The following is a 21,430-nucleotide window of genomic DNA, read 5'->3' as shown; positions in this document are numbered from 1 at the left end:
AATCTATGGATAGGAAAATCCACTATCATTTTATAGGTATCGGCGGAATAGGAATGAGTGCACTAGCTCATATTTTATTAGACCGGGGATATTCCGTATCAGGAAGTGATTTAAATCGAGGAGCCATTATCGATAAGCTTGTGGCCAAAGGGGCACGGTATTTACAAGGGCATGATAAACATCATATTCCTGAAGATTGCACTATCATCTATGGATCAGGGATCGCTAAGGATAACGTAGAATATCTAGAAGCTGTAAGGAAACAGTTACCCATACTCCATCGTTCTGAACTTCTCGCTTTTTTGATGCAAGAACAAACAAGTATTTTAGTTTCAGGGAGTCATGGCAAAACGACAGTATCTTCGTTAATCACCGCCATTTTCCAAACAGCAAAAAAAGATCCTTCCTATGCTATTGGAGGTCTGAATTCTCTATCTTTGAATGGTTATTCAGGAAGCTCAGAGTACTTTATAGCGGAAGCTGATGAAAGCGACGGCTCTTTAAAACACTATCTTCCTAAAGTTGCTGTTGTAACCAATTTAGATAATGAACATCTCAGTAATTTTGAAGGGAGTAAGGAGAAACTTGCTTTAACAATTGAAGAATTCACTCGTAAGGTTGAAGATCCGCGTTTATGTTTTTATAATGGCGATTGCCAAGAACTTAAAGGAAGAATCTCAGGAACATCTTATGGATTTTCTCAAGATTGTAACTTACGTATACATTCCTATTATCAAGATGGCTGGCGCTCGCTATTTTCTCTGTCTTTCTTAGGGAAAGATTACTTGGACATAGATCTTAACCTTATCGGTAAGCACAACATTGCAAACGCTGCTGTAGCTATGGGTATAGCATTAACTTTGGGTATTGATGAGGAAAGTATTCGAGAGGCTCTTAAGAACTTTTCTGGTATTCAAAGACGTATGGAAAGAAAGAATGTTTCAGAGAAATTCTTATTCTTTGAAGACTATGCACACCATCCTTCTGAGATCTCTTGCACTCTAAGAGGATTACGAGATGCTGTTGGCTTGCGTCGTATAGTTGCGATATGTCAACCACATAGATTTTCTAGATTGCAATATTGTCTGGAAGATTTTTATAAAGCTTTTCAAGATGCTGATGAGGTGATTCTCACTGATGTCTACAGTGCTGGAGAAACTGCATTAGATTTACCGTCTCCTGAGAAATTAGCAGAGACGATTTCCTTATCCTCTCATGTACAATGTAGCTATGTTCCTTATGACAACATTATCCCATACCTGCAACAAGAAATACGCGTTCATGATGTGTGTATATCTTTAGGAGCTGGAAATATTTATACCGTAGGCAATGCTTTAAAGGATTTTGAACCTAGGAAGCTCGCAGTTGGAGTTGTCTGTGGAGGGAAGTCTTGCGAACACGATATTTCTTTGTTGTCTGCGAGAAATGTCGTTCGGTATTTGTCTCCTGAATACTACGATGTGCAATACTTTATTATCGATCGCCAGGGATTATGGTCAAAAGTCTCCACTATTGAATGTGAAGATTATGAAGGGAAAGGTCATTACGTCTTGTCTTCAGAGATAACAGAGGCTCTTACACATGTAGATTTTATCCTTCCGATATTACATGGCCCTTTTGGAGAGGACGGTACGCTTCAGGGATTTTTAGAAATTATCAATAAGCCCTATGCTGGACCCTCTCTGCTCTTTTCCTCAGTCACTATGGATAAGATTATGACAAAACGCCTTGCAGCTTCTGTAGGTGTTCCCGTGGTTCCTTATCAGCCATTGACTTTACATGCTTGGAAAAGAACTCCAGAGTTATGTATGCATAAGATTTCAGAGGCCTTTACTTTTCCTATGTTTGTGAAAACTGCACATTTGGGATCGAGTATTGGGGTTTTTGAAGTGCATAATGAAGAAGAACTAAAAGCAAAAATATCTGAAGCTTTCCTATATGATACAGATATTTTTATCGAAGAAAGTCGTTTAGGATCTCGCGAAATTGAAGTGTCTTGTCTCGGAGACTCCAGTAGCTGTTACTATATTTCTGAACCACATGAACGTTGTGGTGAGAAAAGATTTATTAGTTATGAAGAGAAATATGGATTAAACGGTAGAGCAAGCGCTCAAATACAATACGATTTGGATCTCTCCGAAGAATCTAAAATAAGAGTAAAGGAGTTCACAGAACGTGTGTACCGTGTGATTCAAGGACAAGGTTCATGTAGAGTCGATTTCTTTTTAGATGATGAAGGAAATTTTTGGCTTTCTGAAATGAACCCTATTCCAGGAATGACACAGGCAAGTCCTTTTCTTCATGATTTTGCCCGTTTAGGATGGACTTTTGAACAAATCATTCATCAATTGATTATATCAGGGCTACATAAGTTTGATCGGAAGAAAAAGGTCGGAAAGACTTTGAATAAGCAGTGTCTATTAACTGCGAAGAGCTAAAAACTCCGCAAGGGGTCTTTAGCTATTGCCAAACTCTATAGTATTAAAAAGAAAAGTAGTGAATATTATTCAGAATGGTGATTATGACTGCATTCATGATGAACTGAAGATACTTCTATATCTTCGTCTTCCGCTGAACAGCAATTGCCTCGGCCACAACATTGATGGGCCATCTCTGACTCGCTAGAGTTGTTTGAATTAAGACAAAAACTACCGGAAACATCCTCACTTTCGTCAACAGATTCTCTGATCCCCTCTGGTTGGATCAAGTCAATTTGTATCTTCTTTTTTAATCTCGCGCACACACGTCTAAGAATAGTTCTTAATGCGTGTATTGTATTTCCCCGTCTACCTATGATCTTCCCTATATCATCGGGAGCCACACGTATCTCTAACTTTATAGATTCACCTGACTCATCCTGAATAGAACGAATTTCCACAGCTTCAGGATCAGCAACTAAATTCTTTACGATATATGCTACAAACTCTTCCATAAAATCCAAATTAAATTGAGATGTGGAAAAAAAGAATAAAACACTTATGTATCATTCAAAGTTCCTGAAAAGATTATACCGAATTTCGAAAAAACGTCAAGATTTATTCATTTCCTGAGATGTTTGTGGGGCAGTTTCCAGAGATAACCACTTTAAATATTCTGCATTTCCATCATCAATTTTGATGAAAATGATTTCCGGAACGTCGTAAGAGCACAAAGAACGAATGGTTTTGGATACCTCAGGAAATCGTGAACATAGCGTTTTGATTTGCATGTGGTATTCCTCAGAAACATAGAGCTGGCCTTCCCATATGTACGTAGATTTCCCTTTTGGGAAAACATGTACACAAGCCGCTAACTTTTGAGTGACTAAAGTGTGAGCGATAAGTTCAGCTTCTTCTTGAGAAGGTAGTTGAGTCAAAATGATTATAGGAGTCATAGCTTACTTAATAATAGGTGACAGGGGAATCTTAAATCGTAAATGTGGCAGTCTCTAGATTGCATCACTGTAGTACATTGAGAGAGATGATAATTTTTTAATCCTGCATGTATCGTGTGGTATTGAAACCTGAGAAGATTTCCAGAAGATAAAGAAACGGTTATTTCCATAGGGTAGATATCCGTAAGAGATAAATCAATCACCACAGGAGGATCTTCTTTGAGTTCTTCAATTAGAAGAGATGCAATGTCTATTTTCCATGAAGGTAAAATAGAAGATTCTACATCTTTTTGTGGGAAAAAAATCTTAGGAAGTTTTTGTGTTTTAAAAAAAGGTTGGCAAGGGAAACGTTCCCCAGAATGGTTGATTAAAGTATTCGTTTGGTTGCCTAAATAGCCTATAGGGGTGTGTAAAGCATAAAAGATGATGATTCCTTTGTTGTCTGGGACTTTCTTTATAGATACCGAAGAAAATATCCCTAGATCTTTTAACGTGGCTTCTGCTTGCTTAATTGTAAATTGATGTAGGAAAGTAGGATTGTCCGCAGATAATTGTAGTGTCTCTGAAAAAATAGCCTCAGGAATTCTAGAAGGAGATGAAGAAATCAGGAAAATATTTTTAATGGGAAGAGCTTTTGTTGTAGGAAATAAAAAAGTCTCGGGAAACAAAAGCCAATGAATGGTAGGAATAAAAATTAGGATACTAAGGAAAATACATAGGAATGCGTAAGATAAAGAATATCTTGGTCCAGGAGAAAAAAGCATTTTTATAAAGCTTCTTACCATGGCTGCGCATTGTTTTTTATTTTTATCGTAAATAATATCGCTAATATTTGCGAGATACTATTTGGAGTTGCTTTTATGGATTGGTTAACTAAACAGTATGGGGATGTTCTTGTTGTCTCTTTAGAAGGGGCGTTAGATGCTGTTTCTGTGCCCCAAGCAGAAGCATTTCTAAATAAGAAAGTTGAAGAAGGTAAGCATAAAATCGTACTCAACTTCCAATACGTGACTTATATGAGTAGCGCAGGAATCCGCCTTTTATTTTCATTGTCTAAATCCTTACAGTCTCGTCAGGGTCTTCTTTGTATTTGTTGCGTTTCTAATTTGGTGGCAGATGTTATTCGTATAGCAGGCGTCGATCAACTTTTGCCTGTTTGCCAATCAGAACAAGAATGTTTTACTAAGTTTTAACCCCGGTGCATATGCGTGCTCCTGAATTCCAAGCGAATGCGACGACATCTACGGGATGTGATGTCTGCTTAGATCCTCAAAAATCATTTGCAAAATTGTTTAAGCGCACTGTGATTTTACTTGCGGGACCTACAGGATCCGGGAAAACAGATGTTTCTTTAAAGCTAGCACCTATGATTGATGGGGAAATTATATCTGTTGATTCCATGCAAGTCTATCGGGGTATGGATATCGGCACAGCGAAAGTGTCTTGGGAGGATAGACAGCGCGTTCCTCATTATTTAATCGATATCTGCCATGTCCAAGAACTTTTTAATGCCGTAGATTTTTATTATCAGGCAGTGCAGGCATGTCAGAATATCCTCTCTAGAAATAAAGTCCCTATTCTTGTCGGTGGCACCGGATTTTATTTTCATACCTTTCTCTCAGGGCCTCCTCAAGGGCCTTCTGCAGACTGCGATTTCCGCGAGAAATTAGATCTTTATATTCAGGAGCATGGTTTATCATTGTTATACGAAAACCTTTGCCTGAAAGATCCTGAATATGCTCGTACAATTACTAAGAATGATAGAAACAAAATCGTGCGAGGTTTAGAAATTATCCATTTAACAGGGAAAAAAGTGTCAGACCATAAGTGGACTAGGGAAGTTGGAGAATGTAGGGAGTATAATTGCCGAGGATGGTTTTTATCACCGCCTAAAGAGCTTCTGCGAGACACTATCCAATTGCGTTGTCAAAGAATGCTCGAAGATGACTTAATTGATGAGGTGCATAGATTACTCAAGCAGGGGATCAGAGACAATTCCTCAGCATCAAAAGCTATAGGCTATAGAGAGTGGATCGAATTTATTGATCAGGGTTCTCCCGCAGAAGCTTATGAAGCGGTTAAACAAAAATTTATAGCGAATACTTGCCATTATACTAAAAAACAAAGGACCTGGTTTAAACGCTACCCTATATTTCGAGAATTACCTACCTTAGGATTAACCGCAGAAACTCTAGCAGCAAAGATAGCAGAGGATTATTTTCTTCATGGTTGATAAGAGGGCGTTTCTATATGTTCATAGAAAGTATTCCTCTCAACAGGGATAAATCCTTCTGCAGCAATCATAGCTCGAGTTTCCTCTTCAGAACTCTTTAACGTCCATCCCGTACATTTGTGAACGCTCTCATCAATGATCGTTCCCCCAAAATCATCGGCCCCATAATGTAATCCACGAGCTCCGTGTTTTTTACCTTCTCCAAACCATGAAGCAGCGATATGTTCAAAGTTATCTAAGAAGATTCGAGCGATTGCGAGAATACGATAATACATCTCCGGAGGTGCTTGGTGAGGAACCCTACGTCCTAAGGCGGTGTTCCCAGACTTATAGCTCCAAGGAATGAAGCTATAAAACCCAGGGGTTTCGTCCTGAGCATCCCTTAGAGATTGCAGGTGCAAGAGAATATCATGAGCGTTTTCTATATGCCCAAACATCATTGTGGCTGTAGAGCGGAACCCTAAACGATGGGCAAGCTTGTGGAAATTAATCCATCCATCGGGCCCCATTTTTTTTGGCGATAAAATTTTGCGCACGCGTTCGGAAAGAATTTCAGCGCCTCCTCCAGGAATCGTCCTCTGTCCTGCATTCCAAAGCCTCATTAAAGCTTCTTCGTTACTCATTCCTGATACAGAGGCTGCGTGTGAAATTTCTACTGCAGAGAAAAAGTGAGGGTGGATAGAGGGGAATTCTTGTACTGTGATCCGTACATATTCTTCAAGATAGTCTATCCCCAACTGCGGATGAACTCCTCCCTGAAGAAGCACAGTTTTAACTCCCATAGATATATATCGTTGCATTAAAGAACGAAATTTGTCAAAAGAAAGGAGATATGCGTCAGAAGCATGAGGCTTTCTATAAAATGCGCAAAAAGTACAATCAATTTTACAAATGTTGGTGTAGTTAGGGTTGGCGTCTAGGACATAAGTGACTTTATCATCAGGATAGCGCTGTTTACGCAAAATATTTGCAGCTTCCTGTAGTTTTTCTAAAGGACTTGTTCTAAATAACTCCAATCCCTCGTCAAAGGAAATTCTAGTAAATAAGTTCATAAAAACGATTGACGATAATGTAGTGCGGGGGCAAACTTTATCTTCTATTCATTATTTCTTTGTCAAGCCCTACACCCTAAGTTGTTATTATGGATACTTCAGACAACAGCTTTTATTCTTCAGAAGCAAAACAAGGTTCTATAGTGGTTTCTAGTGAGGAATTGAAATTCAAAAGTGATGATATTTCTAACGCCGCGATGACTAATGAATCCTTTACCATATTTACTCAAGAGTTATCTGTATTCTCATCGATAGAAGAGCAGGTGACTTTTAGTCTAGAGAAAATGGAACAAGCCTTAAGAAACAACCAAGGAGCAAATTTAAAGTTGTTTTGGGCGATAAGAAAGCACTGTCTTCCATTATTCCATCAAGTAGAAAACGTTGGTAAGCGGGCTGAATTTTGGCGACGCTATATTGATTTAACGAAAGAAGGACGGCATATTAAATCCTTACAAGATGAAGAGGGGACTTTTGTCGTTGGACAGATTGAGTTGGCTATATCTTGTCTAGAGCAAGATATAACGAATTTCTTAGAAGGAACCAGCCCCCTAACGGTGCAAGAAGAGCAGTCGGTGTTTTTAGAAACCCAGACGTTAGAGAAGAGGAAGAGTTTTTATAAGGAGTTACATACCTCATTAGTGTGGTTAAGTAGCTTCTCAGCAAGAATTATTGATTTGCGCAAAGAGCTCATGAATGTTGGCATGCGTATGCGATTAAAAAGCAAATTTTTCCAACATTTATCGTCTCTAGGAAATCAAGTATTCCCGAAAAGAAAAGAACTTATTGAGAAAGTTAGTGACGCTTTTTCAGAAGATGTTGAGTCTTTTGTTGCTAAATATTTTTCTCGTGCAGATAAGGACGCATTAAAGCGTTCCGTTTTTTTTTTACGGAAGGAAATCAAAAATCTACAGCAGGCTGCTAAATGCTTAGCTGTTTCTTCTACTGTCTTTTCTGATACACGTTTGAAGCTCAGTAAATGCTGGGATCAACTCAAAGGTTTAGAAAAAGAAATCCGTCAAGAGCAAAGTCGTCTAAGAGTGGCATCTGCTGAAAACTCTAAAGATGTCCGAGAGCAACTCGCAGGTATAGCTCAAGTATTGGAAGAGGGCGGTGACCTTTTTAGAATTCGCAAGGATTTAGACGCCGCTGCAAAGCGTATACGGTCTCTTGATTTAATTCATGATGATGTTGTTGCCTTGAAGGCAGAACTACAAGTTTTGTTTGAGAAGCTCAAAGAAAAACAGGATGCTGCCGAACAGGTATATCAAGAGCAATTAGCTAGAGATAAACAGATTCGACAAGAAGCAATAAAAGAGTTAACTGAAAAGATTAAACTATTTTCTGAAAGATGCACTTCTGGGGATATTCACTCAGAAACGCGATCCGAGTGGCAAGAGTTGAAAGAATCTTTAACTAAGGCAGCTTTCTTATCTGCCTCAGAGCGGATTTCTTTAGATAATCGATTGAATTTAACTTTACAGCATATAACAGCATATTTTGAAGAACAACTGCTGTCTTCTCCTGATTCTCGTGAAAAGCTCACAAATATGCGACAAGTTTTGTCCCAAAGACAAGAGCGTCGTAAGGAATTAAAAGATAAACTAGAGCAAGATAAGAAACTTCTGGGATCTTCGGGCCTAGATTTCGATCGTGCTATGCAGTACAGTGCTCTGGTTGAAGAAGACAAACGTGCTTTAGAGGAACTGGATCAAAGTATCCTCGACTTGAAGCGCCAAATTCAGCAGTTAACATGAGACGATCTTGTATTTATGCTTTTGATTTAGACGGTACGTTGCTACGAGGAAATAGCAGTATAGGGTTTTATAAATACGCTCTAGAGCGTCGCTTATTCTCTTATAAAACCCTTCCTTCTTGTTTTTTCTCTTTTCTTCGTTTTCGATTTTTTTTTTAGACTTACCCTCATTTTATTCTCGGATAGTCTCTTCATTACTCTCATCGGTTGCATTTGAGGATCTTTCTGCTACAGCCTGCGATTTTGCACAGACGCTGGTAAAAAAAGATTTTTATACGCCAGCTTTAGAAAAATTTTATGAAGCTTTGGAGGATTCTTCAGGGGAAGTCATGATCTTTTCCTCCTCGCCAGATTTCATTGTCAGACCAATAGCGGAAAAGTTAGGAGCCAACGTATGTTATGCTTCAAAGTATCAAGGATTTTCTAGAGGGCAAACGCTTGCAAATCAATGCCTAACTGGAGATAATAAAGCTAGAATACTTAGCCATCTAAAAAAAATAGGACGGGCGAGAAGTCATACTTTCTCAGACCATATTCTTGATTTGCCTTTTCTTCTTCTAGGTGAGGAGAAGACAGTGGTCCGGCCTAGAGGAAGACTTAGAAAAATGGCAAGAAAGTATTATTGGAATATTATTTAACCTAAGAAAAAAAGCTCGACCTTATCTTAGATAATCGAGTATTCTCGTGCCAGTTTCTATGGAATTATTTTGCTTTGATTTATTAAAAGTAATTGCCAAAGTTATTGATAACAAAAAAGGTAATAATCCTGTTGTCTTAGATGTTCGTGCCATTTCTCAGCTCACAGATTACTTTATTTTTGCTGAAGGGAATGTGGGTGTACATGTAAAAGCTTTAGCAGATACGATTGTACAAGAATTAAAAGAACATAATGTCGCTCCTCTACATATAGAGGGGTTAAGTCATGGCGACTGGGTAGTTATAGATTATGGATTTATTGTCATCCATTTGTTTATCTCATCCATTAGAGAACAGTATCGATTGGAAGAACTTTGGAAGGATGGTTCCATTATTACATCCAAGCTTCTAGCTTCTTAACAGGGTAGAATAACTTTATGAGTAAAAAACGTGTAGTAGTCACGGGATTGGGCGTTGTTTCTTGTTTAGGGAACGAAATAGACACCTTTTATGATAATTTGCTTGCTGGTGTTAGTGGTGTTCATACAATCACTTCTTTTCCATGCGAAGATTATGCTACGCGTTTTGCCGGTTGGATCCCTGAATTTAATCCCGAACCCTATTTAGATAAAAAGCAAGCACGAAGAGTTGATCTTTTTATTACTTACGCAGTAGTTGCAGCTAAGAAAGCGATTGCGATGTCTAGATGGGATAAAGATAATCTTCCAGCTGATCCTCTCCGTTGCGGTGTTATCATTGGTTCTGGTATGGGAGGATTACAGACACTGGACGATGGTATGGAACGTCTTATTCTTGGTAATAAAAAACTCTCTCCGTTTTTCATACCTTACATTATTACTAATATGGCTCCTGCCCTTATTGCTATGGACTTTGGGCTGATGGGTCCCAACTATTCCATATCTACAGCTTGCGCGACTTCAAACTATTGTATAGATGCCGCCTATCAGCACCTTGTTGCTGGACGCGCGGATATGATCGTTTGTGGAGGCACCGAAGCTGCCGTGAACCGTGTTGGATTGGCAGGTTTTATTGCTAATCGCGCTTTATCAGAAAGGAATGATGCCCCTCAAGAAGCCTCTCGTCCTTGGGACAGAGATAGGGATGGTTTTGTCATTGGTGAGGGAGCCGGAATTTTAGTTTTGGAAACCTTAGAAAACGCTTTGAAGCGAGGAGCTCCTATATATGCAGAGATCCTTGGTTCATATACTACTTGCGACGCTTTTCATATTACAGCTCCTAGAGATGACGGAGAAGGGATCACCTCATGTGTTCTCGGGGCTTTAGAAAGTTCTGGTATTCCTAAAGAACGCGTAAACTATATTAACGCTCATGGTACATCAACTCCTTTAGGGGATATATCGGAAGTTTTAGCATTGAAAAAAGCTTTCGGTAGTCATGTGAAAAAGCTGCGAATGAATTCCACAAAGTCACTTATAGGGCATTGCCTGGGAGCTGCTGGGGGCGTCGAAGCTGTTGCGACAATTCAAGCAATTCAAACGGGGAAATTACATCCTACGATTAATTTAGAAAATCCGATTGCGGAAATTGATGATTTTGACGTAGTTGCGAACAAAGCCCAGGATTGGGATATAGATGTCGCTATGTCGAATTCTTTTGGTTTTGGTGGACATAATTCAACGATATTATTCTCGAGGTATATACCCTAATTATGATAAAGACAAAGTATGAATACTCTTTTGGTATTATTCCCATAAAGTTTTTTGGTACTCCTGATAAAAGTACACTAAAAGCTTGTTTTATCTGCCATACCCAAGGCAAGCATTGGGGGTTCCCTAAAGGCCATTCTGAAGATAAAGAAGGTCCTCAGGAGGCTGCAGAAAGAGAGTTAGTTGAAGAAACTGGCTTGAGTGTAGTCAACTTTTTCCCAAAAGTTCTTGTAGAACACTATTCTTTTAATGATAACGAGGTATTTGTTCGTAAAGAAGTCGCCTACTTCTTAGCAGAAGTTCAAGGGGATGTACATGCAGATCCGAACGAAATTTGTGATGCTCAATGGTTAAGCTTTCAAGAAGGTATGCGATTACTGAGCTTCCCTGAGCTTAAGGAGATTGCTGTAGAAGCAGATAAGTTTATCAACAGCTATCTCTTCTCTTTCTAAGTTAAAGAATGTAAGGAGAGGAGCCTCCTCTCCAGAAACATTGGTTATATGGTTGTTTTCTCTCTAACGAATTTATTCAAATAGTCTTCGTGTGCTAGTTGAATTACTTTTTGTGCCTCTTTCTTTCCGTAAATCCCTACAATTTCAATTTTTGCTGGTTTTGCATTGATCAAGTGTTCTGGAGTAGCTTTATAAGTTAGAAAATAATGCTGGATCATATCAATAACGGTACAAGGACAGTCAGAGATATCTTGCATCTCTGAAAATACTAAATCGTCTTCAAGAACAGCGATAATCTTATCGTCGGCTTCTCCGGAGTCAATAATGCGCAGACCACCAATAGGACGTGCTTGAAGCAAGATATTGCCGTGCGTGATATTTTTTTCTGTAAGCACGCAAACATCTAAGGGATCATCGTCACCGCGGATATCTGCTTTCAGACTTTGTTCTCCGCTATATTTTCCAGAAAGTTCCCCACAATATGTTCTAGGTAATAATCCATATAAACAAGGACAGAAATTAGAAAATTTCTGAGGGCGATCTACTTTCAATAGACCTGTAGCTTTGTCTAACTCAAACTTTACAGAATCCTGTGGCGTAATTTCTATATAACAACATAGAGATTCGTAGTTATCTTGGGTTAATATAGGACCGTGCCAAGGATGCATGATCGATAAAGATGGTTTTTCAGACATAAGCGACTCTCATTATACTCTTTTTTTTATTCACTAGTTTTTCTGAGTACTCTAGAGTAACACGAGAAGAATTTTAAGAGAAGGGAGAGGGTTTAGTTAATTGACTTTTAATTAAAACTATACAATACTCGCATGTTATAATTACAAATACTTCTACTTTAAGATTATGAAATATCCTCTAGTGTTTAAAGATCTGCATATAGAAGATTACGAACGTGTAATCGAAGTTACTTGTGAAGAGGTTCAGTTACATGCTGTAATTGCCATTCATCAGACACTAGTGGGTCCAGCTTTGGGCGGAGTTCGTGCTTTTAGTTACGATTCCTTTGACGATGCCTTGACCGACGTTTTGCGTTTATCAAAAGGTATGACATATAAGGCTGTTCTTAGTGGGACAGGGACCGGTGGAGGGAAAAGTGTGATTATTCTCCCTAAAGGGATGACGCGTCCTACCGAGGATATCCTTAGGGCTTTCGGTCAAGCAGTAGATTCTCTCAACGGACAGTATATTGCAGCAGAAGATATGGGAGTCTCTGTCAGTGATATTAATATTATCAACCAGGAAACTCCTTGGGTATGCGGTATAGAAAGCGTGAGCGGTGATCCTTCAATTTATACAGCTCATGGCGTCTTTTTATGTATCAAGGAAACTGCAGAGCAGTTATGGGGGAGTTCTTCTTTAAAAGGAAGGAAGATCGGAATCCAAGGTCTTGGTTCTGTCGGTAGAAAGCTGTTACACTCGCTCTTTTTTGCAGGTGCAGAGTTGTATGTTTCCGATACAAATCAAGCTGTTCTTGATGAAGTGACCAAATTCTATGGGGTTACTGTTGTCCCTGTAAATGCATTCCCTACATTAGAATGCGATATTTTTGTTCCCTGTGCATTCGGTGGAGTGATTAATAGAAGTAATGTCTATAACTTACGTTGTCGTGCTGTTGTAGGGGCTGCAAATAATCAATTAGAGAATCCTTCTTTAGGCGCTGTGCTTCATGCTCAAGGAATATTGTATGCCCCAGATTATCTAGCAAATGCTGGTGGCTTGTTGAATGTAGCTCTTGCTGTTGGAAAAGCCTATTGTCCCAAAACAGTCTTACAAAAAGTGAGTCAACTGCCTTTAATTCTTAAAGAAATTTATCAGCAAAGCGAAGATACCGATCAAGATACCGTAATTTTATCAGACAGTATTGTAGAAGAAAAACTGACAGCTTACATTTAGTAAGCTAGCAAGTTTTCTTCAGAAACAATGTTTGCTTGTTCTTGTAAGGCGTCTAACGTAATTCTGTGAATTTCCGCATTCCCGGAAGCTAGAATTATGGGATGGTTTTCTAAAATGAAATCTTCTCGACGATAGTTGAGCGAATTTCCAAAAATATCGGAAACTACGCCCCCAGACTCTTCTACTAAAAAAGCCCCTGGAGCATGATCCCACGCTCTTGCTTGAGAAATAGCAAAGGGGTAGCGGATAAAAAAGTCTACAGCGCCTTCAGCAACCATAGCATATTTGTATTGACTGTCAACTCGACAAGCTTGGGGTTGCCCTGGCAAGGAGAGACTTAATAAGCGTGTAGCGTGGTGCTGTTGGTTACGTGCAGCTAGAGATGCTTCACAAAACTTCCCCGTTAGCGTTTCTCCAGATTTTAAATAATGCCGAGTTTCAATTGCCGTACCAAATAAAGAAACCCCATAGTTTTTAGCAGCAGAATAGATTTTAAAAGTATGGCGGTCTGTGCATGGGCACGCCATAACCGCGAGTATAGGCTTATCCTCATAAATTAAGGATACTGCAGAGGCAAAAAAACGGTTTTTAATAAATCCTGACGTACCATCAATAGGATCAACAAGCCAGTATAAAGTCGAGGCTTCTTGATTGGGGCTTAATGTTTCTAAAAGATCCTCAGGTGTCACCTGCGAATCTAGTCTGTGAATGAATTCTAAAATACTATTAATTTTATGTTTATCGCTTACAGGGTCTAAGACTTCTTCCCCGATAAACGGAATATGTGGAAAAGTTGTTGATAGCTTTTTTTGAAGGCAGTATTGGACAGCATAATCTGCGGGTGTGACAAAAGACCCGTCGGGTTTTGTCCAGAAAGGGACTAGCGGAAGGCGTTGTCGATAATGGATTAACTCGGCGATGGTTTTCTCAACTATACTTTCTGCAACTCTTTGATAGTCTAGTAAATGAGACGGCATAGCGATTTTTTTCCTAAGTATTAGTTAAACCATATTATCAAAAGATAGGATTATGATAAACTTACTAGAGGGGTTGTAGGCGAATTTGTTATGAGAAAGGGTTACCTATGATACTTAAGGTATGGCGAACTATTTATGAAGCTACGTATGCTTTTCTGGTTGGCTTTGCTCTGAAGTTGCGCTACAAGATAAAATTAGAAGGTCTAAAGTCTATAAATCCTAACCCTAATCAAGGGTGTCTATTTTTATCAAATCATGTAGCCGAAATTGATCCTGTAATTCTTGAATATTTATTTTGGCAGCGTTTTCATTTGCACCCCCTTGCTGTGAGTTATTTATTTAAAAATTCTGTAGTTCGTTGGTTCTTAAATTCTGTTGGCGCCATACCTGTTCCTACAGTTGTTCCTGGAAGAGAATGTAAAAAAACTGTCGAACAGATGGAACATTTTTATAATCAAACGATTCGTGTCTTGGATAATCAAGGCAGTGTATTGCTGTATCCTTCCGGAAGGTTATCAAGAAATGGCAAAGAAGAAATAGTTAATCAGTATTCGGCATACGTGTTATTGCATAAATCTAAGGAGTGCAACGTATTTTTGATCCGCATTAACGGATTATGGGGGAGCGCTTTCTCAAGATATAAAACTCAATCTACCCCTAAGTTGAGCATAGTATTCAAAGAGGCTTTGAAGTCCCTGTTGCGACGGGGGATATTTTTTATGCCAAAACGCTCTGTGAAAGTGACAATACACCAAGTAAGTAACGAATTCTTGAAGCAATTTCCCACGAAACAGGATTTGAATGCTTTTCTTTCTTCGTGGTTTAACGAAGATACAGAAAGTTTTCCTATAGAAGTTCCTTATGCCTAATATAAGGGAAGGGTATATGCATAAGCGTTGGAATTATTCTAAAAAGCGTCGTATAGGTCTACGTGATGGACGGACTGTTTTAGAGAAGTTTTTAAAACTCTGTTCAGAAATGGGATCAGCAGCTAGTTGCTGGGATGAGCAATTAGGGATTTTGTCTTATGATGATATGCGTAAGGCAATTATCGCGTTGTCTTTAAAAGTATCTCAATATACCGGAAAAAATATCGGGATCATGATGCCAGCCTCTGCTGGGGCTTATATTGCTTATTTCGCTGTGCTGTTATCTGGGAAAATTCCTGTCATGATCAATTGGAGTCAGGGACTTCGAGAAATGGAAGCATGTATTGCTCTAGCACATGTAGATCATATCCTAACTTCGAAGCAACTGGTCGCGCACTTACATGAGATTCACGGTGACGGTGTAGAGTATCCAGCAAAGCTCATTTACATGGAAAATATACGTAAACAACTTTCCCTTTGGGATAAGATGCGTATAGCTTTTTATCTATCTCTCCCGCCCAACTGGTTATTGGGGTTGTTCAATCTTTCAGAGCAGAATCAAGAGGATATTGCCGTTATTCTATTTACATCCGGGACAGAAAAGCTCCCTAAAGGAGTTCCCTTAACCCACGCAAATCTTATAGCGAATCAAAATGCCTGTTTAAAATTTTTTGATCCCGTAGAAAATGATGTTATGATGTCATTTCTTCCCCCATTCCATGCTTATGGGTTTAACTGTTGTGCTCTCTTCCCTATGCTTGCAGGATTGCCTTTAGTTTTTTCTTATAATCCTTTGCAGCCCAAAAAGATTGTGGAGTTTATAGATAAGACGCACGCTACCTTTTTAGGGAGTACACCTATCTTTTTAGATTACATTTTGAAAACAGCTAAAAAACAAGAATCTACTTTAAGCTCTTTGCGTTTTGTTGTTGTCGGAGGAGACGCTTTTAAAGATTCTTTAAGAGATAAGTCTGAGAGAAATTTTCCTCATACTGTTCTTCGTCAAGGATATGGTACCACTGAGTGTTCTCCTGTGATTACGGTTAATGATGAGAAGAGTCCCAAAAACGAACGTTGTGTTGGTGTCCCTATTGAAGGTATGGATATTCTGATTGTTTCAGAAGAAACTTATGTCCCTCTGTCTTCTGGAGAAGTGGGTTTAGTTCTTATTCGAGGTACCTCACTGTTTCCTGGCTATTTGGAAGCAGATCCTGATCAAGGTTTTGTACATCTTGGAGGCTCCAGTTGGTACGTGACAGGAGACCTAGGGTATTTAGATAGAAATGGTCAGTTGTTTTTACAAGGTAGACTTAGTCGTTTCGTAAAAATTGGTAGCGAAATGATTAGTTTGCAGGCTTTAGAAAACTTACTCATTGAAGGTTTTGGGCTGCCTGATGAGGAAGAGGATGTTTCTTTGATCGTTTGTGGTATACCCGGAGAGAAAGTCAAACTCTGCTTATTTACGACGTTTTCTACCAGTCTCAATGAAGTAAATGATATCCTAAAAAACTTGAAAACAAGTAGCATAATGAAAATATCCTATCAGCATCAGTTGGAATCTATCCCGATGCTGGGCTCAGGAAAACCTGATTACCGAGCTTTAAATTCTCTAGCTCTTTCTCTGTTTCATGGGGACTAAAACGACACTTGAATAGTTAAAGATACTAGATTTCAAGGAAAAGATCTTTAATGAGTGAATGCCCAATAGATTTTGTAACTAACGATTTCCTAGGTTTCTCTCGCTCTACAGTATTAGTAAATGAAGTTGAGAGACGCTATCGTTTATATTGTGAACAATTTCCTCAAGCCCAACTTGGAGCAAGTGGTTCTCGTGCTATTGCAGGCCCTTCCCAAACTTTACAAAAATTAGAAGCAAAGATAGCGAAATTCCATCAAGCTGAGGCGGCTTTTGTCGTACACAGCGGCTATATGGCGAATTTAGGTTTCTGCTATCACATTTCTAAAGATACCGATATGGTCTTTTGGGATGCGTCTGTACACGTATCCGTTGTACAAAGTTTAAAAATGATATCCGGAAAACATCAATCGTTTCCTCATAATGATTTAAACGCTCTAGAATCTTTATTAATGTCTCATAGAGCAGTCTCATCAGGAAGAATTTTCATTTTTGTTTGTTCGGTATACTCTTTCTTAGGAACTTTAGCTCCTCTTGAAGAACTTTTAGCTCTTTCAAGAAAATATCATGCTCACCTTATTGTAGACGAAGCTCATGCTATGGGAATTTTTGGCGAGGAGGGCCGTGGATTGTGTCACAAATGGGGGTATGAGAATTTTTATGCTGTTCTTGTTACCTATAGTAAAGCTATGGGAGCCATGGGAGCTGCTATTCTTTCTTCCTCAGAAGTGAAAACAGAGTTGATGTTAAACTCCCCACCATTACGCTATACTACAGCACTCGCTCCCCACGCCTTGATTACCATAAGTGCTGCATATGATCATTTGTTTGTAGCAGGGGAGCTCGCTCGCAAACAAGTTTTTGCCCTTCAAGAGTATTTTCAGCAGTATTTTGGTTTGAGTTCCCAAGGTTGTGGACAACCTATTTTCTTACAGGATTTTAATTTTGATCTTTTAGTTTCACTTCTCAATGAGGCGAACTTACGCGTAGGCTTGATGACTTTTGCCGATAAGCCTTTTATACGAGTAAATTTCCACGCTTTTAATCACCAAGATGAAGTAAATCTCTTAATTGCCGTTTTGCATAGCTATCTAGAAAAATGTAGTTGTAGGATCGACGTCAATCATGAATTTTACTTTGGGAGACAGTTTTGCAGTTAGCAAAGCTTCGTGGAGCTTTTTATTTACAGGCAAAACTTGCTTGCTTTTTATTAAAAATTGATACCGAAATACATCTTTAATTTTAAAGTGTCCACACGGTGTGATTTGCATTAATTGGGTGTGAGTATCCAACTTCTCTTTAAGTATAGAGTGGATTCGTTGTGCCTCTTTCCAAGTGAGGTTGGGGCATTTTCCTATGAATATACAGCGGACAAGACGAACAAATGGCGGGTAGCTGCATAATTCCCTGCCAGGGATTTCTTGGTGGTAAAACTCTCGATAATCCTGTCTGATGGCACAGCGAATGGTACTGTGATCAGGAAGAAACGATTGAATTAAGACCTCTCCAGGGAGGTGGCTTCTTCCCGACCTTCCTGTTACTTGTGTGATCAATTGAAATACTTGTTCAGAGGCACGGAAATCAGGAATGTACAGACCAGAATCACCATTTAAAATGATGGCCAAAGTTACGGCTGGAAAGTGCATCCCTTTAGCTATCATTTGTGTCCCAATGAGTATATCCGCTTTTCCTGTGGCAAATTGTTTTAATAAAGATTCATGACTTCCTTTAAATTTCGTAGTGTCCGAATCAATACGGATAGTGCGCACTTGTGGGAAGATACTATGCAATACTTTTTCTATTTTTTCTGTCCCCGATCCACGATATTGTAAAGTCATAGTTCCATGACATTTTGGACAAGATGTCTGAGGATCTTTAGGGGAAGAATTACAGAGATGACAGAGAAGGACATTCGCATATTTGTGGAAAGTTAATACCATATCGCAGCGGGCACATTTCAACGTATGTTTACATGAAGAACAGGACACATTTGTATGGTAGCCACGTCGATTAAAGAAAACTAAGACTTGTTCTCCAACAGCGAGCCGTTTTTCAATACTTTTAAGTGCAGCTTGAGAGAATAATGTTTTTGTCTTTGTCTTTTCTCTTTCCATATTCATATCGATAAGAGAAACCTTCGCAGGATAGGCAGCAGCAGCTCGTGATGATAATTCTGAAAGAATATACTTCCCTGATAAAGCATGGGCGTAGCTTTCTAGACTTGGAGTAGCACTGCCTAACACTACAGTAGCATTTGCCAGTTTCCCTCGCATCACAGCAACATCTCGAGCATGATAACAGGGATGGCTTTCACTTTGTTTATAGGCAGGATCGTGTTCTTCATCAACGATGATCAGTCCTAAATTTTGTAGAGGACAAAACAATGCTGATCTTGGACCTATAATAATATGAATATTCCCGTTTGATGCTTCTCTCCAGGTTTTATTTCTATCACTGTCATTAAGCTTGTGATGCAGAATACCCACTTCTTTTCCAAAATGGGCCTTAAATAGGGTAACTGTTTGTATTGTAAGAGCAATCTCAGGAACCAAAAGAATCGCACTTTTCCCTAATTTCCTCGCTTCACGAATAGCTTGGAAATATACTTCTGTTTTTCCACTTCCTGTAACACCAAAAATCAAGTGTGTCTGAAATTTCCCCGAAGATAAGGATGAAGAAATCTTATCCACGGCATCTTGTTGTTGCGGATGTAGCACATGGGCTTCAGGGAGAAAGAACGTTAGACGGTCTTCTTGAATTTCAAGATCTGCAGCACTGGCTATTTCAATAGCTCCAAGTTTTTCTAAAGAATGGATCGGAGATTGTGACACCTTGGCCTTGTCCATGAGTTCTGAAAGACCAGGAGGAGAGCTACATGATAATAATGTTTTTAAAGTTGCTGCTTGCGCAGGAGATTCTTTTTGAATAGAAAGAATGATCTCTTTCGTCTTCGCTTTGCTTTGCTTGAGTAGGACGCGATAATGTTGTTTGGGTTGTATAATACTGGAAGATATTCCCGGAAGTACTAAACGTAGTGTCTTCCCCAACGGTGCAAAATAATATTGACTCATCCAAAACATAAGTTCTAGAAGATCTTGAGGAAGGATAATTCCAGAATCAATAACACCTAAAACAGGAAGAACTCGTTTACATTCTGTGTGTGTCTTAATCTGATGGACTATTCCATATTTTTTTGCTCCCCGTAAGGAAATGCTAACACCAGTACCCCTAGTAATGTGTTCGAGATGATCAGGGAGCCCGTAGTCTAATACCTTATTGATATTGGAGTTTACTATGACTTCTGCGTATAGGCGAAAGGTAGTTGATTCAATATTACCCATAGATCTCGTTTCAATTGCGGATCATTTTCATAGTATACTGAAGAATAAATAGGAATCCAAGTGCACCCATCTTTCATGAAAGATTGATGATAACGTACATTGGGGATTTTATAACGTATCATTGTTAAAGGTGCTAGACATAAAGAAAGGCCCGTATTTTTATGAAAAATATCTTTATGATTTGTTGATAAAATGAGCCGAGAAGGGAAGATTTGTTGAGTAAGAATTTTTGACAATCTATTAAAAAATAAAACTTCCTCATCTTTTTCTTCATCTACGAAGATCCCACAAGGTATATCCAAAGGTGTGTTCAAACAATGTGCTTGCAAAGTAGAATAACGAAACTTCAAGATTTCTTCTCTAGAGAGATCAGGAGGGAGAGGAATGCACTCCCAGGAAGATTTTTTTAAGCGCTCGTGAGTAATGGGTGGGGGAGGAGCTTCACTATCTTGAACTGGATTTGATAAAGGTTTTTCTAATTTTTTATCAGCAATAAGCGGTTTTTCAATACGTTGTGCCTGTGCCACAGAAGCTTTTATAGGAGCTGGGCTGTTTCCCCATTTGGGAGTTAGGGGAATCAGTTTTGCCAGAGAAGGATAATAGTGCTCTGAATAGCGATCTATTATTTCTTGCAAAATAGAAGCAATATCAGGATGAGTCATAGAATATATAAATAGCAAAGATATTTAAGGATTCACTATAGATATAGATGGTTTATTCATCTATGCTCTTTGTTCTCCGATGTGACAATCTCCTTGCTTTTTGTGCGTAAATAGGATGGTACACTCGGGGGTTAAGGGAAAATTCTACATTATTTTTTTAAGAGGATTTGCATGAAACGTTGGTTGCAAGGAAGTTTAATAGCCCTCTGTTTATTACTCACACTGCCTTGTTGTGCAGCAAAAAAGCGTTCTCATTACCAAAAAGGGATCGATAAATCTACTGTGCACGTGGTTAAAACTTCTGGAGTACAGTGGGAAAGCTATGACAATGCTGTCGAACAATCTAAAAAAGACAAAAAATATATCGGCTTATTTTTTACAGGTTCTGATTGGTGTATCTGGTGTATGAAGATGCAAGAGCAAATTTTAAATACTCCTGAATTTCAACAGTATGCGGGTGAGAATTTACACATGGTAGAGCTCGACTTCCCACAATCTTCTAGCCAACCTGAAGATGTAAAACAACAAAACCAAGCATTAAAATCAAAATACAGTGTAAACGGATTCCCCACATTAGTTTTCATTGATGCTCATGGAGTTGAGAAAGCTAGAATGGGATTCGAGTACGGTGGTGGCGCGAATTACGTTCAAAAAATCAAAGCTGCTTTGCGTACAAAATAGCTAATTTCTTCTTAAAGAATTTTAGAGAGGAGATCTCCCTCTCTAAAGTTCTTATTTTCTCTTAATTAAACGTTCATCTTTTTTGTTGTTTTTGAGAAAATCTCCACTTTACAATGAACTTTTAACTTTCTTTTCTTTCGATCATATATAATTTTTTTATGTTTGG

General features: G+C 38.8%; 21 protein-coding genes. 13 read left to right on the top strand and 8 right to left on the bottom strand.

Annotated features, from left to right (window positions below):
• Positions 1-5 precede the first annotated feature (5 nt).
• Positions 6-2,438, top strand: coding sequence for a bifunctional UDP-N-acetylmuramate--L-alanine ligase/D-alanine--D-alanine ligase (locus tag G5O_RS09435; protein ID WP_006343520.1), 2,433 nt, complete (start codon positions 6-8; stop codon positions 2,436-2,438).
• A 65-nt stretch (positions 2,439-2,503) separates the two neighbouring features.
• Here the strand turns inward: G5O_RS09435 and G5O_RS09430 are convergent, their stop codons facing one another.
• From G5O_RS09430 to G5O_RS09420, 3 genes are all read right to left on the bottom strand, one after another.
• A complete protein-coding gene (locus tag G5O_RS09430; RefSeq protein ID WP_006343519.1) occupies positions 2,504-2,932 on the bottom strand; it encodes a KH domain-containing protein in 429 nt (142 codons plus the stop codon).
• Positions 2,933-3,028: 96 nt separating this feature from the next.
• Positions 3,029-3,373: a divalent-cation tolerance protein CutA gene (gene cutA, locus G5O_RS09425; RefSeq protein WP_006343518.1), complete on the bottom strand. Its 345-nt coding sequence runs from the start codon at positions 3,371-3,373 to the stop codon at positions 3,029-3,031.
• Positions 3,370-4,158 (bottom strand): cell division protein FtsQ/DivIB, encoded by a 789-nt coding sequence (locus G5O_RS09420; RefSeq protein WP_013462740.1) that lies wholly within the window; start codon positions 4,156-4,158, stop codon positions 3,370-3,372. Before G5O_RS09420 ends, cutA begins: the two co-directional genes overlap by 4 nt.
• A gap of 75 nt (positions 4,159-4,233) precedes the next feature.
• On the opposite strand from G5O_RS09420, the gene G5O_RS09415 reads away from it, so the two are divergent.
• Both G5O_RS09415 and miaA read left to right on the top strand, forming a co-directional pair.
• On the top strand, positions 4,234-4,566 hold the full coding sequence (locus G5O_RS09415) for an STAS domain-containing protein (RefSeq protein ID WP_006343516.1): 333 nt from the start codon (positions 4,234-4,236) through the stop codon (positions 4,564-4,566).
• Positions 4,567-4,577: 11 nt separating this feature from the next.
• Entirely contained in the window at positions 4,578-5,606 is a 1,029-nt protein-coding gene (gene miaA, locus G5O_RS09410) for a tRNA (adenosine(37)-N6)-dimethylallyltransferase MiaA (RefSeq protein WP_006343515.1), read from the top strand.
• Here miaA and mqnC read toward each other — a convergent pair.
• The gene (gene mqnC / locus G5O_RS09405) at positions 5,597-6,658 is read right to left on the bottom strand and encodes a cyclic dehypoxanthinyl futalosine synthase (RefSeq protein ID WP_006343514.1); all 1,062 of its coding nucleotides are present in this window, start codon (positions 6,656-6,658) and stop codon (positions 5,597-5,599) included. The genes miaA and mqnC overlap by 10 nt on opposite strands.
• Positions 6,659-6,747: 89 nt before the next feature.
• Here mqnC and G5O_RS09400 point away from each other — a divergent pair, with 89 nt between their 5' ends.
• From G5O_RS09400 to G5O_RS09380, 5 genes are all read left to right on the top strand, one after another.
• Positions 6,748-8,412 carry a coiled-coil domain-containing protein gene (locus G5O_RS09400; RefSeq protein ID WP_013462738.1) on the top strand — a complete coding sequence of 555 codons (1,665 nt, stop codon included), beginning with the start codon at positions 6,748-6,750 and terminating at the stop codon, positions 8,410-8,412.
• Between the two features lie 118 nt (positions 8,413-8,530).
• Complete coding sequence (locus G5O_RS09395) at positions 8,531-9,049, top strand: haloacid dehalogenase-like hydrolase (RefSeq protein WP_006343511.1); 519 nt, start codon at positions 8,531-8,533, stop codon at positions 9,047-9,049.
• A 58-nt stretch (positions 9,050-9,107) separates the two neighbouring features.
• Entirely contained in the window at positions 9,108-9,467 is a 360-nt protein-coding gene (gene rsfS, locus G5O_RS09390; RefSeq protein ID WP_013462736.1) for a ribosome silencing factor, read from the top strand.
• A 17-nt stretch (positions 9,468-9,484) separates the two neighbouring features.
• Positions 9,485-10,735, top strand: a complete 1,251-nt coding sequence (gene fabF / locus G5O_RS09385) for a beta-ketoacyl-ACP synthase II (protein ID WP_006343509.1) — start codon at positions 9,485-9,487, stop codon at positions 10,733-10,735.
• A 2-nt stretch (positions 10,736-10,737) separates the two neighbouring features.
• A complete protein-coding gene (locus tag G5O_RS09380) occupies positions 10,738-11,187 on the top strand; it encodes a bis(5'-nucleosyl)-tetraphosphatase (protein ID WP_006343508.1) in 450 nt (149 codons plus the stop codon).
• A 44-nt stretch (positions 11,188-11,231) separates the two neighbouring features.
• Here G5O_RS09380 and G5O_RS09375 read toward each other — a convergent pair whose 3' ends face one another.
• A complete protein-coding gene (locus G5O_RS09375; protein ID WP_006343507.1) occupies positions 11,232-11,882 on the bottom strand; it encodes an inorganic pyrophosphatase in 651 nt (216 codons plus the stop codon).
• A gap of 166 nt (positions 11,883-12,048) precedes the next feature.
• On the opposite strand from G5O_RS09375, the gene G5O_RS09370 reads away from it, so the two are divergent.
• Positions 12,049-13,098 (top strand): Glu/Leu/Phe/Val dehydrogenase family protein, encoded by a 1,050-nt coding sequence (locus G5O_RS09370; RefSeq protein ID WP_006343506.1) that lies wholly within the window; start codon positions 12,049-12,051, stop codon positions 13,096-13,098.
• On the opposite strand, the gene G5O_RS09365 is transcribed toward G5O_RS09370, so the two are convergent.
• Positions 13,095-14,075, bottom strand: coding sequence for an inositol monophosphatase family protein (locus G5O_RS09365; RefSeq protein ID WP_006343505.1), 981 nt, complete (start codon positions 14,073-14,075; stop codon positions 13,095-13,097). The two genes, G5O_RS09370 and G5O_RS09365, sit on opposite strands and share 4 nt — an antisense overlap.
• A 107-nt stretch (positions 14,076-14,182) precedes the next feature.
• On the opposite strand from G5O_RS09365, the gene G5O_RS09360 reads away from it, so the two are divergent.
• From G5O_RS09360 to G5O_RS09350, 3 genes are read left to right on the top strand one after another with little or no spacing between them, the layout of a single operon-like run.
• The gene (locus G5O_RS09360; protein ID WP_006343504.1) at positions 14,183-14,944 is read left to right on the top strand and encodes a lysophospholipid acyltransferase family protein; all 762 of its coding nucleotides are present in this window, start codon (positions 14,183-14,185) and stop codon (positions 14,942-14,944) included.
• A 16-nt stretch (positions 14,945-14,960) separates the two neighbouring features.
• Positions 14,961-16,583 carry an AMP-binding protein gene (locus G5O_RS09355; RefSeq protein WP_006343503.1) on the top strand — a complete coding sequence of 541 codons (1,623 nt, stop codon included), beginning with the start codon at positions 14,961-14,963 and terminating at the stop codon, positions 16,581-16,583.
• Between the two features lie 50 nt (positions 16,584-16,633).
• Positions 16,634-17,740, top strand: a complete 1,107-nt coding sequence (locus G5O_RS09350; RefSeq protein WP_006343502.1) for an aminotransferase class I/II-fold pyridoxal phosphate-dependent enzyme — start codon at positions 16,634-16,636, stop codon at positions 17,738-17,740.
• Here G5O_RS09350 and priA read toward each other — a convergent pair.
• Both priA and G5O_RS09340 read right to left on the bottom strand, forming a co-directional pair.
• Complete coding sequence (priA, locus tag G5O_RS09345; protein WP_006343501.1) at positions 17,672-19,921, bottom strand: primosomal protein N'; 2,250 nt, start codon at positions 19,919-19,921, stop codon at positions 17,672-17,674. The genes G5O_RS09350 and priA overlap by 69 nt on opposite strands.
• On the bottom strand, positions 19,873-20,583 hold the full coding sequence (locus G5O_RS09340; RefSeq protein WP_006343500.1) for a hypothetical protein: 711 nt from the start codon (positions 20,581-20,583) through the stop codon (positions 19,873-19,875). Before G5O_RS09340 ends, priA begins: the two co-directional genes overlap by 49 nt.
• A gap of 171 nt (positions 20,584-20,754) precedes the next feature.
• On the opposite strand from G5O_RS09340, the gene dsbH reads away from it, so the two are divergent.
• A complete protein-coding gene (dsbH, locus tag G5O_RS09335) occupies positions 20,755-21,264 on the top strand; it encodes a disulfide reductase DsbH (protein WP_006343499.1) in 510 nt (169 codons plus the stop codon).
• Positions 21,265-21,430: the final 166 nt, after the last annotated feature.

Source organism: Chlamydia psittaci 6BC, from assembly GCF_000204255.1.
Classification (GTDB): Bacteria; Chlamydiota; Chlamydiia; order Chlamydiales; family Chlamydiaceae; genus Chlamydia; species Chlamydia psittaci.
Note: the sequence above shows the minus strand (reverse complement) of the source record. Positions and strands in the feature narration are given on the sequence as shown.

Excerpts from the sequence above, each read along its gene's own strand:
- G5O_RS09435 (WP_006343520.1), top strand. The coding sequence starts at position 6 with ATGGATAGGAAAATCCACTATCATTTTATAGGTATCGGCGGAATAGGA.
- G5O_RS09430 (WP_006343519.1), bottom strand. The coding sequence starts at position 2,932 with ATGGAAGAGTTTGTAGCATATATCGTAAAGAATTTAGTTGCTGATCCT.
- cutA (WP_006343518.1), bottom strand. The coding sequence starts at position 3,373 with ATGACTCCTATAATCATTTTGACTCAACTACCTTCTCAAGAAGAAGCT.
- G5O_RS09420 (WP_013462740.1), bottom strand. The coding sequence starts at position 4,158 with ATGGTAAGAAGCTTTATAAAAATGCTTTTTTCTCCTGGACCAAGATAT.
- G5O_RS09415 (WP_006343516.1), top strand. The coding sequence starts at position 4,234 with ATGGATTGGTTAACTAAACAGTATGGGGATGTTCTTGTTGTCTCTTTA.
- miaA (WP_006343515.1), top strand. The coding sequence starts at position 4,578 with ATGCGTGCTCCTGAATTCCAAGCGAATGCGACGACATCTACGGGATGT.
- mqnC (WP_006343514.1), bottom strand. The coding sequence starts at position 6,658 with ATGAACTTATTTACTAGAATTTCCTTTGACGAGGGATTGGAGTTATTT.
- G5O_RS09400 (WP_013462738.1), top strand. The coding sequence starts at position 6,748 with ATGGATACTTCAGACAACAGCTTTTATTCTTCAGAAGCAAAACAAGGT.
- rsfS (WP_013462736.1), top strand. The coding sequence starts at position 9,108 with ATGGAATTATTTTGCTTTGATTTATTAAAAGTAATTGCCAAAGTTATT.
- fabF (WP_006343509.1), top strand. The coding sequence starts at position 9,485 with ATGAGTAAAAAACGTGTAGTAGTCACGGGATTGGGCGTTGTTTCTTGT.
- G5O_RS09380 (WP_006343508.1), top strand. The coding sequence starts at position 10,738 with ATGATAAAGACAAAGTATGAATACTCTTTTGGTATTATTCCCATAAAG.
- G5O_RS09375 (WP_006343507.1), bottom strand. The coding sequence starts at position 11,882 with ATGTCTGAAAAACCATCTTTATCGATCATGCATCCTTGGCACGGTCCT.
- G5O_RS09370 (WP_006343506.1), top strand. The coding sequence starts at position 12,049 with ATGAAATATCCTCTAGTGTTTAAAGATCTGCATATAGAAGATTACGAA.
- G5O_RS09365 (WP_006343505.1), bottom strand. The coding sequence starts at position 14,075 with ATGCCGTCTCATTTACTAGACTATCAAAGAGTTGCAGAAAGTATAGTT.
- G5O_RS09360 (WP_006343504.1), top strand. The coding sequence starts at position 14,183 with ATGATACTTAAGGTATGGCGAACTATTTATGAAGCTACGTATGCTTTT.
- G5O_RS09355 (WP_006343503.1), top strand. The coding sequence starts at position 14,961 with ATGCATAAGCGTTGGAATTATTCTAAAAAGCGTCGTATAGGTCTACGT.
- G5O_RS09350 (WP_006343502.1), top strand. The coding sequence starts at position 16,634 with ATGAGTGAATGCCCAATAGATTTTGTAACTAACGATTTCCTAGGTTTC.
- priA (WP_006343501.1), bottom strand. The coding sequence starts at position 19,921 with ATGGGTAATATTGAATCAACTACCTTTCGCCTATACGCAGAAGTCATA.
- G5O_RS09340 (WP_006343500.1), bottom strand. The coding sequence starts at position 20,583 with ATGACTCATCCTGATATTGCTTCTATTTTGCAAGAAATAATAGATCGC.
- dsbH (WP_006343499.1), top strand. The coding sequence starts at position 20,755 with ATGAAACGTTGGTTGCAAGGAAGTTTAATAGCCCTCTGTTTATTACTC.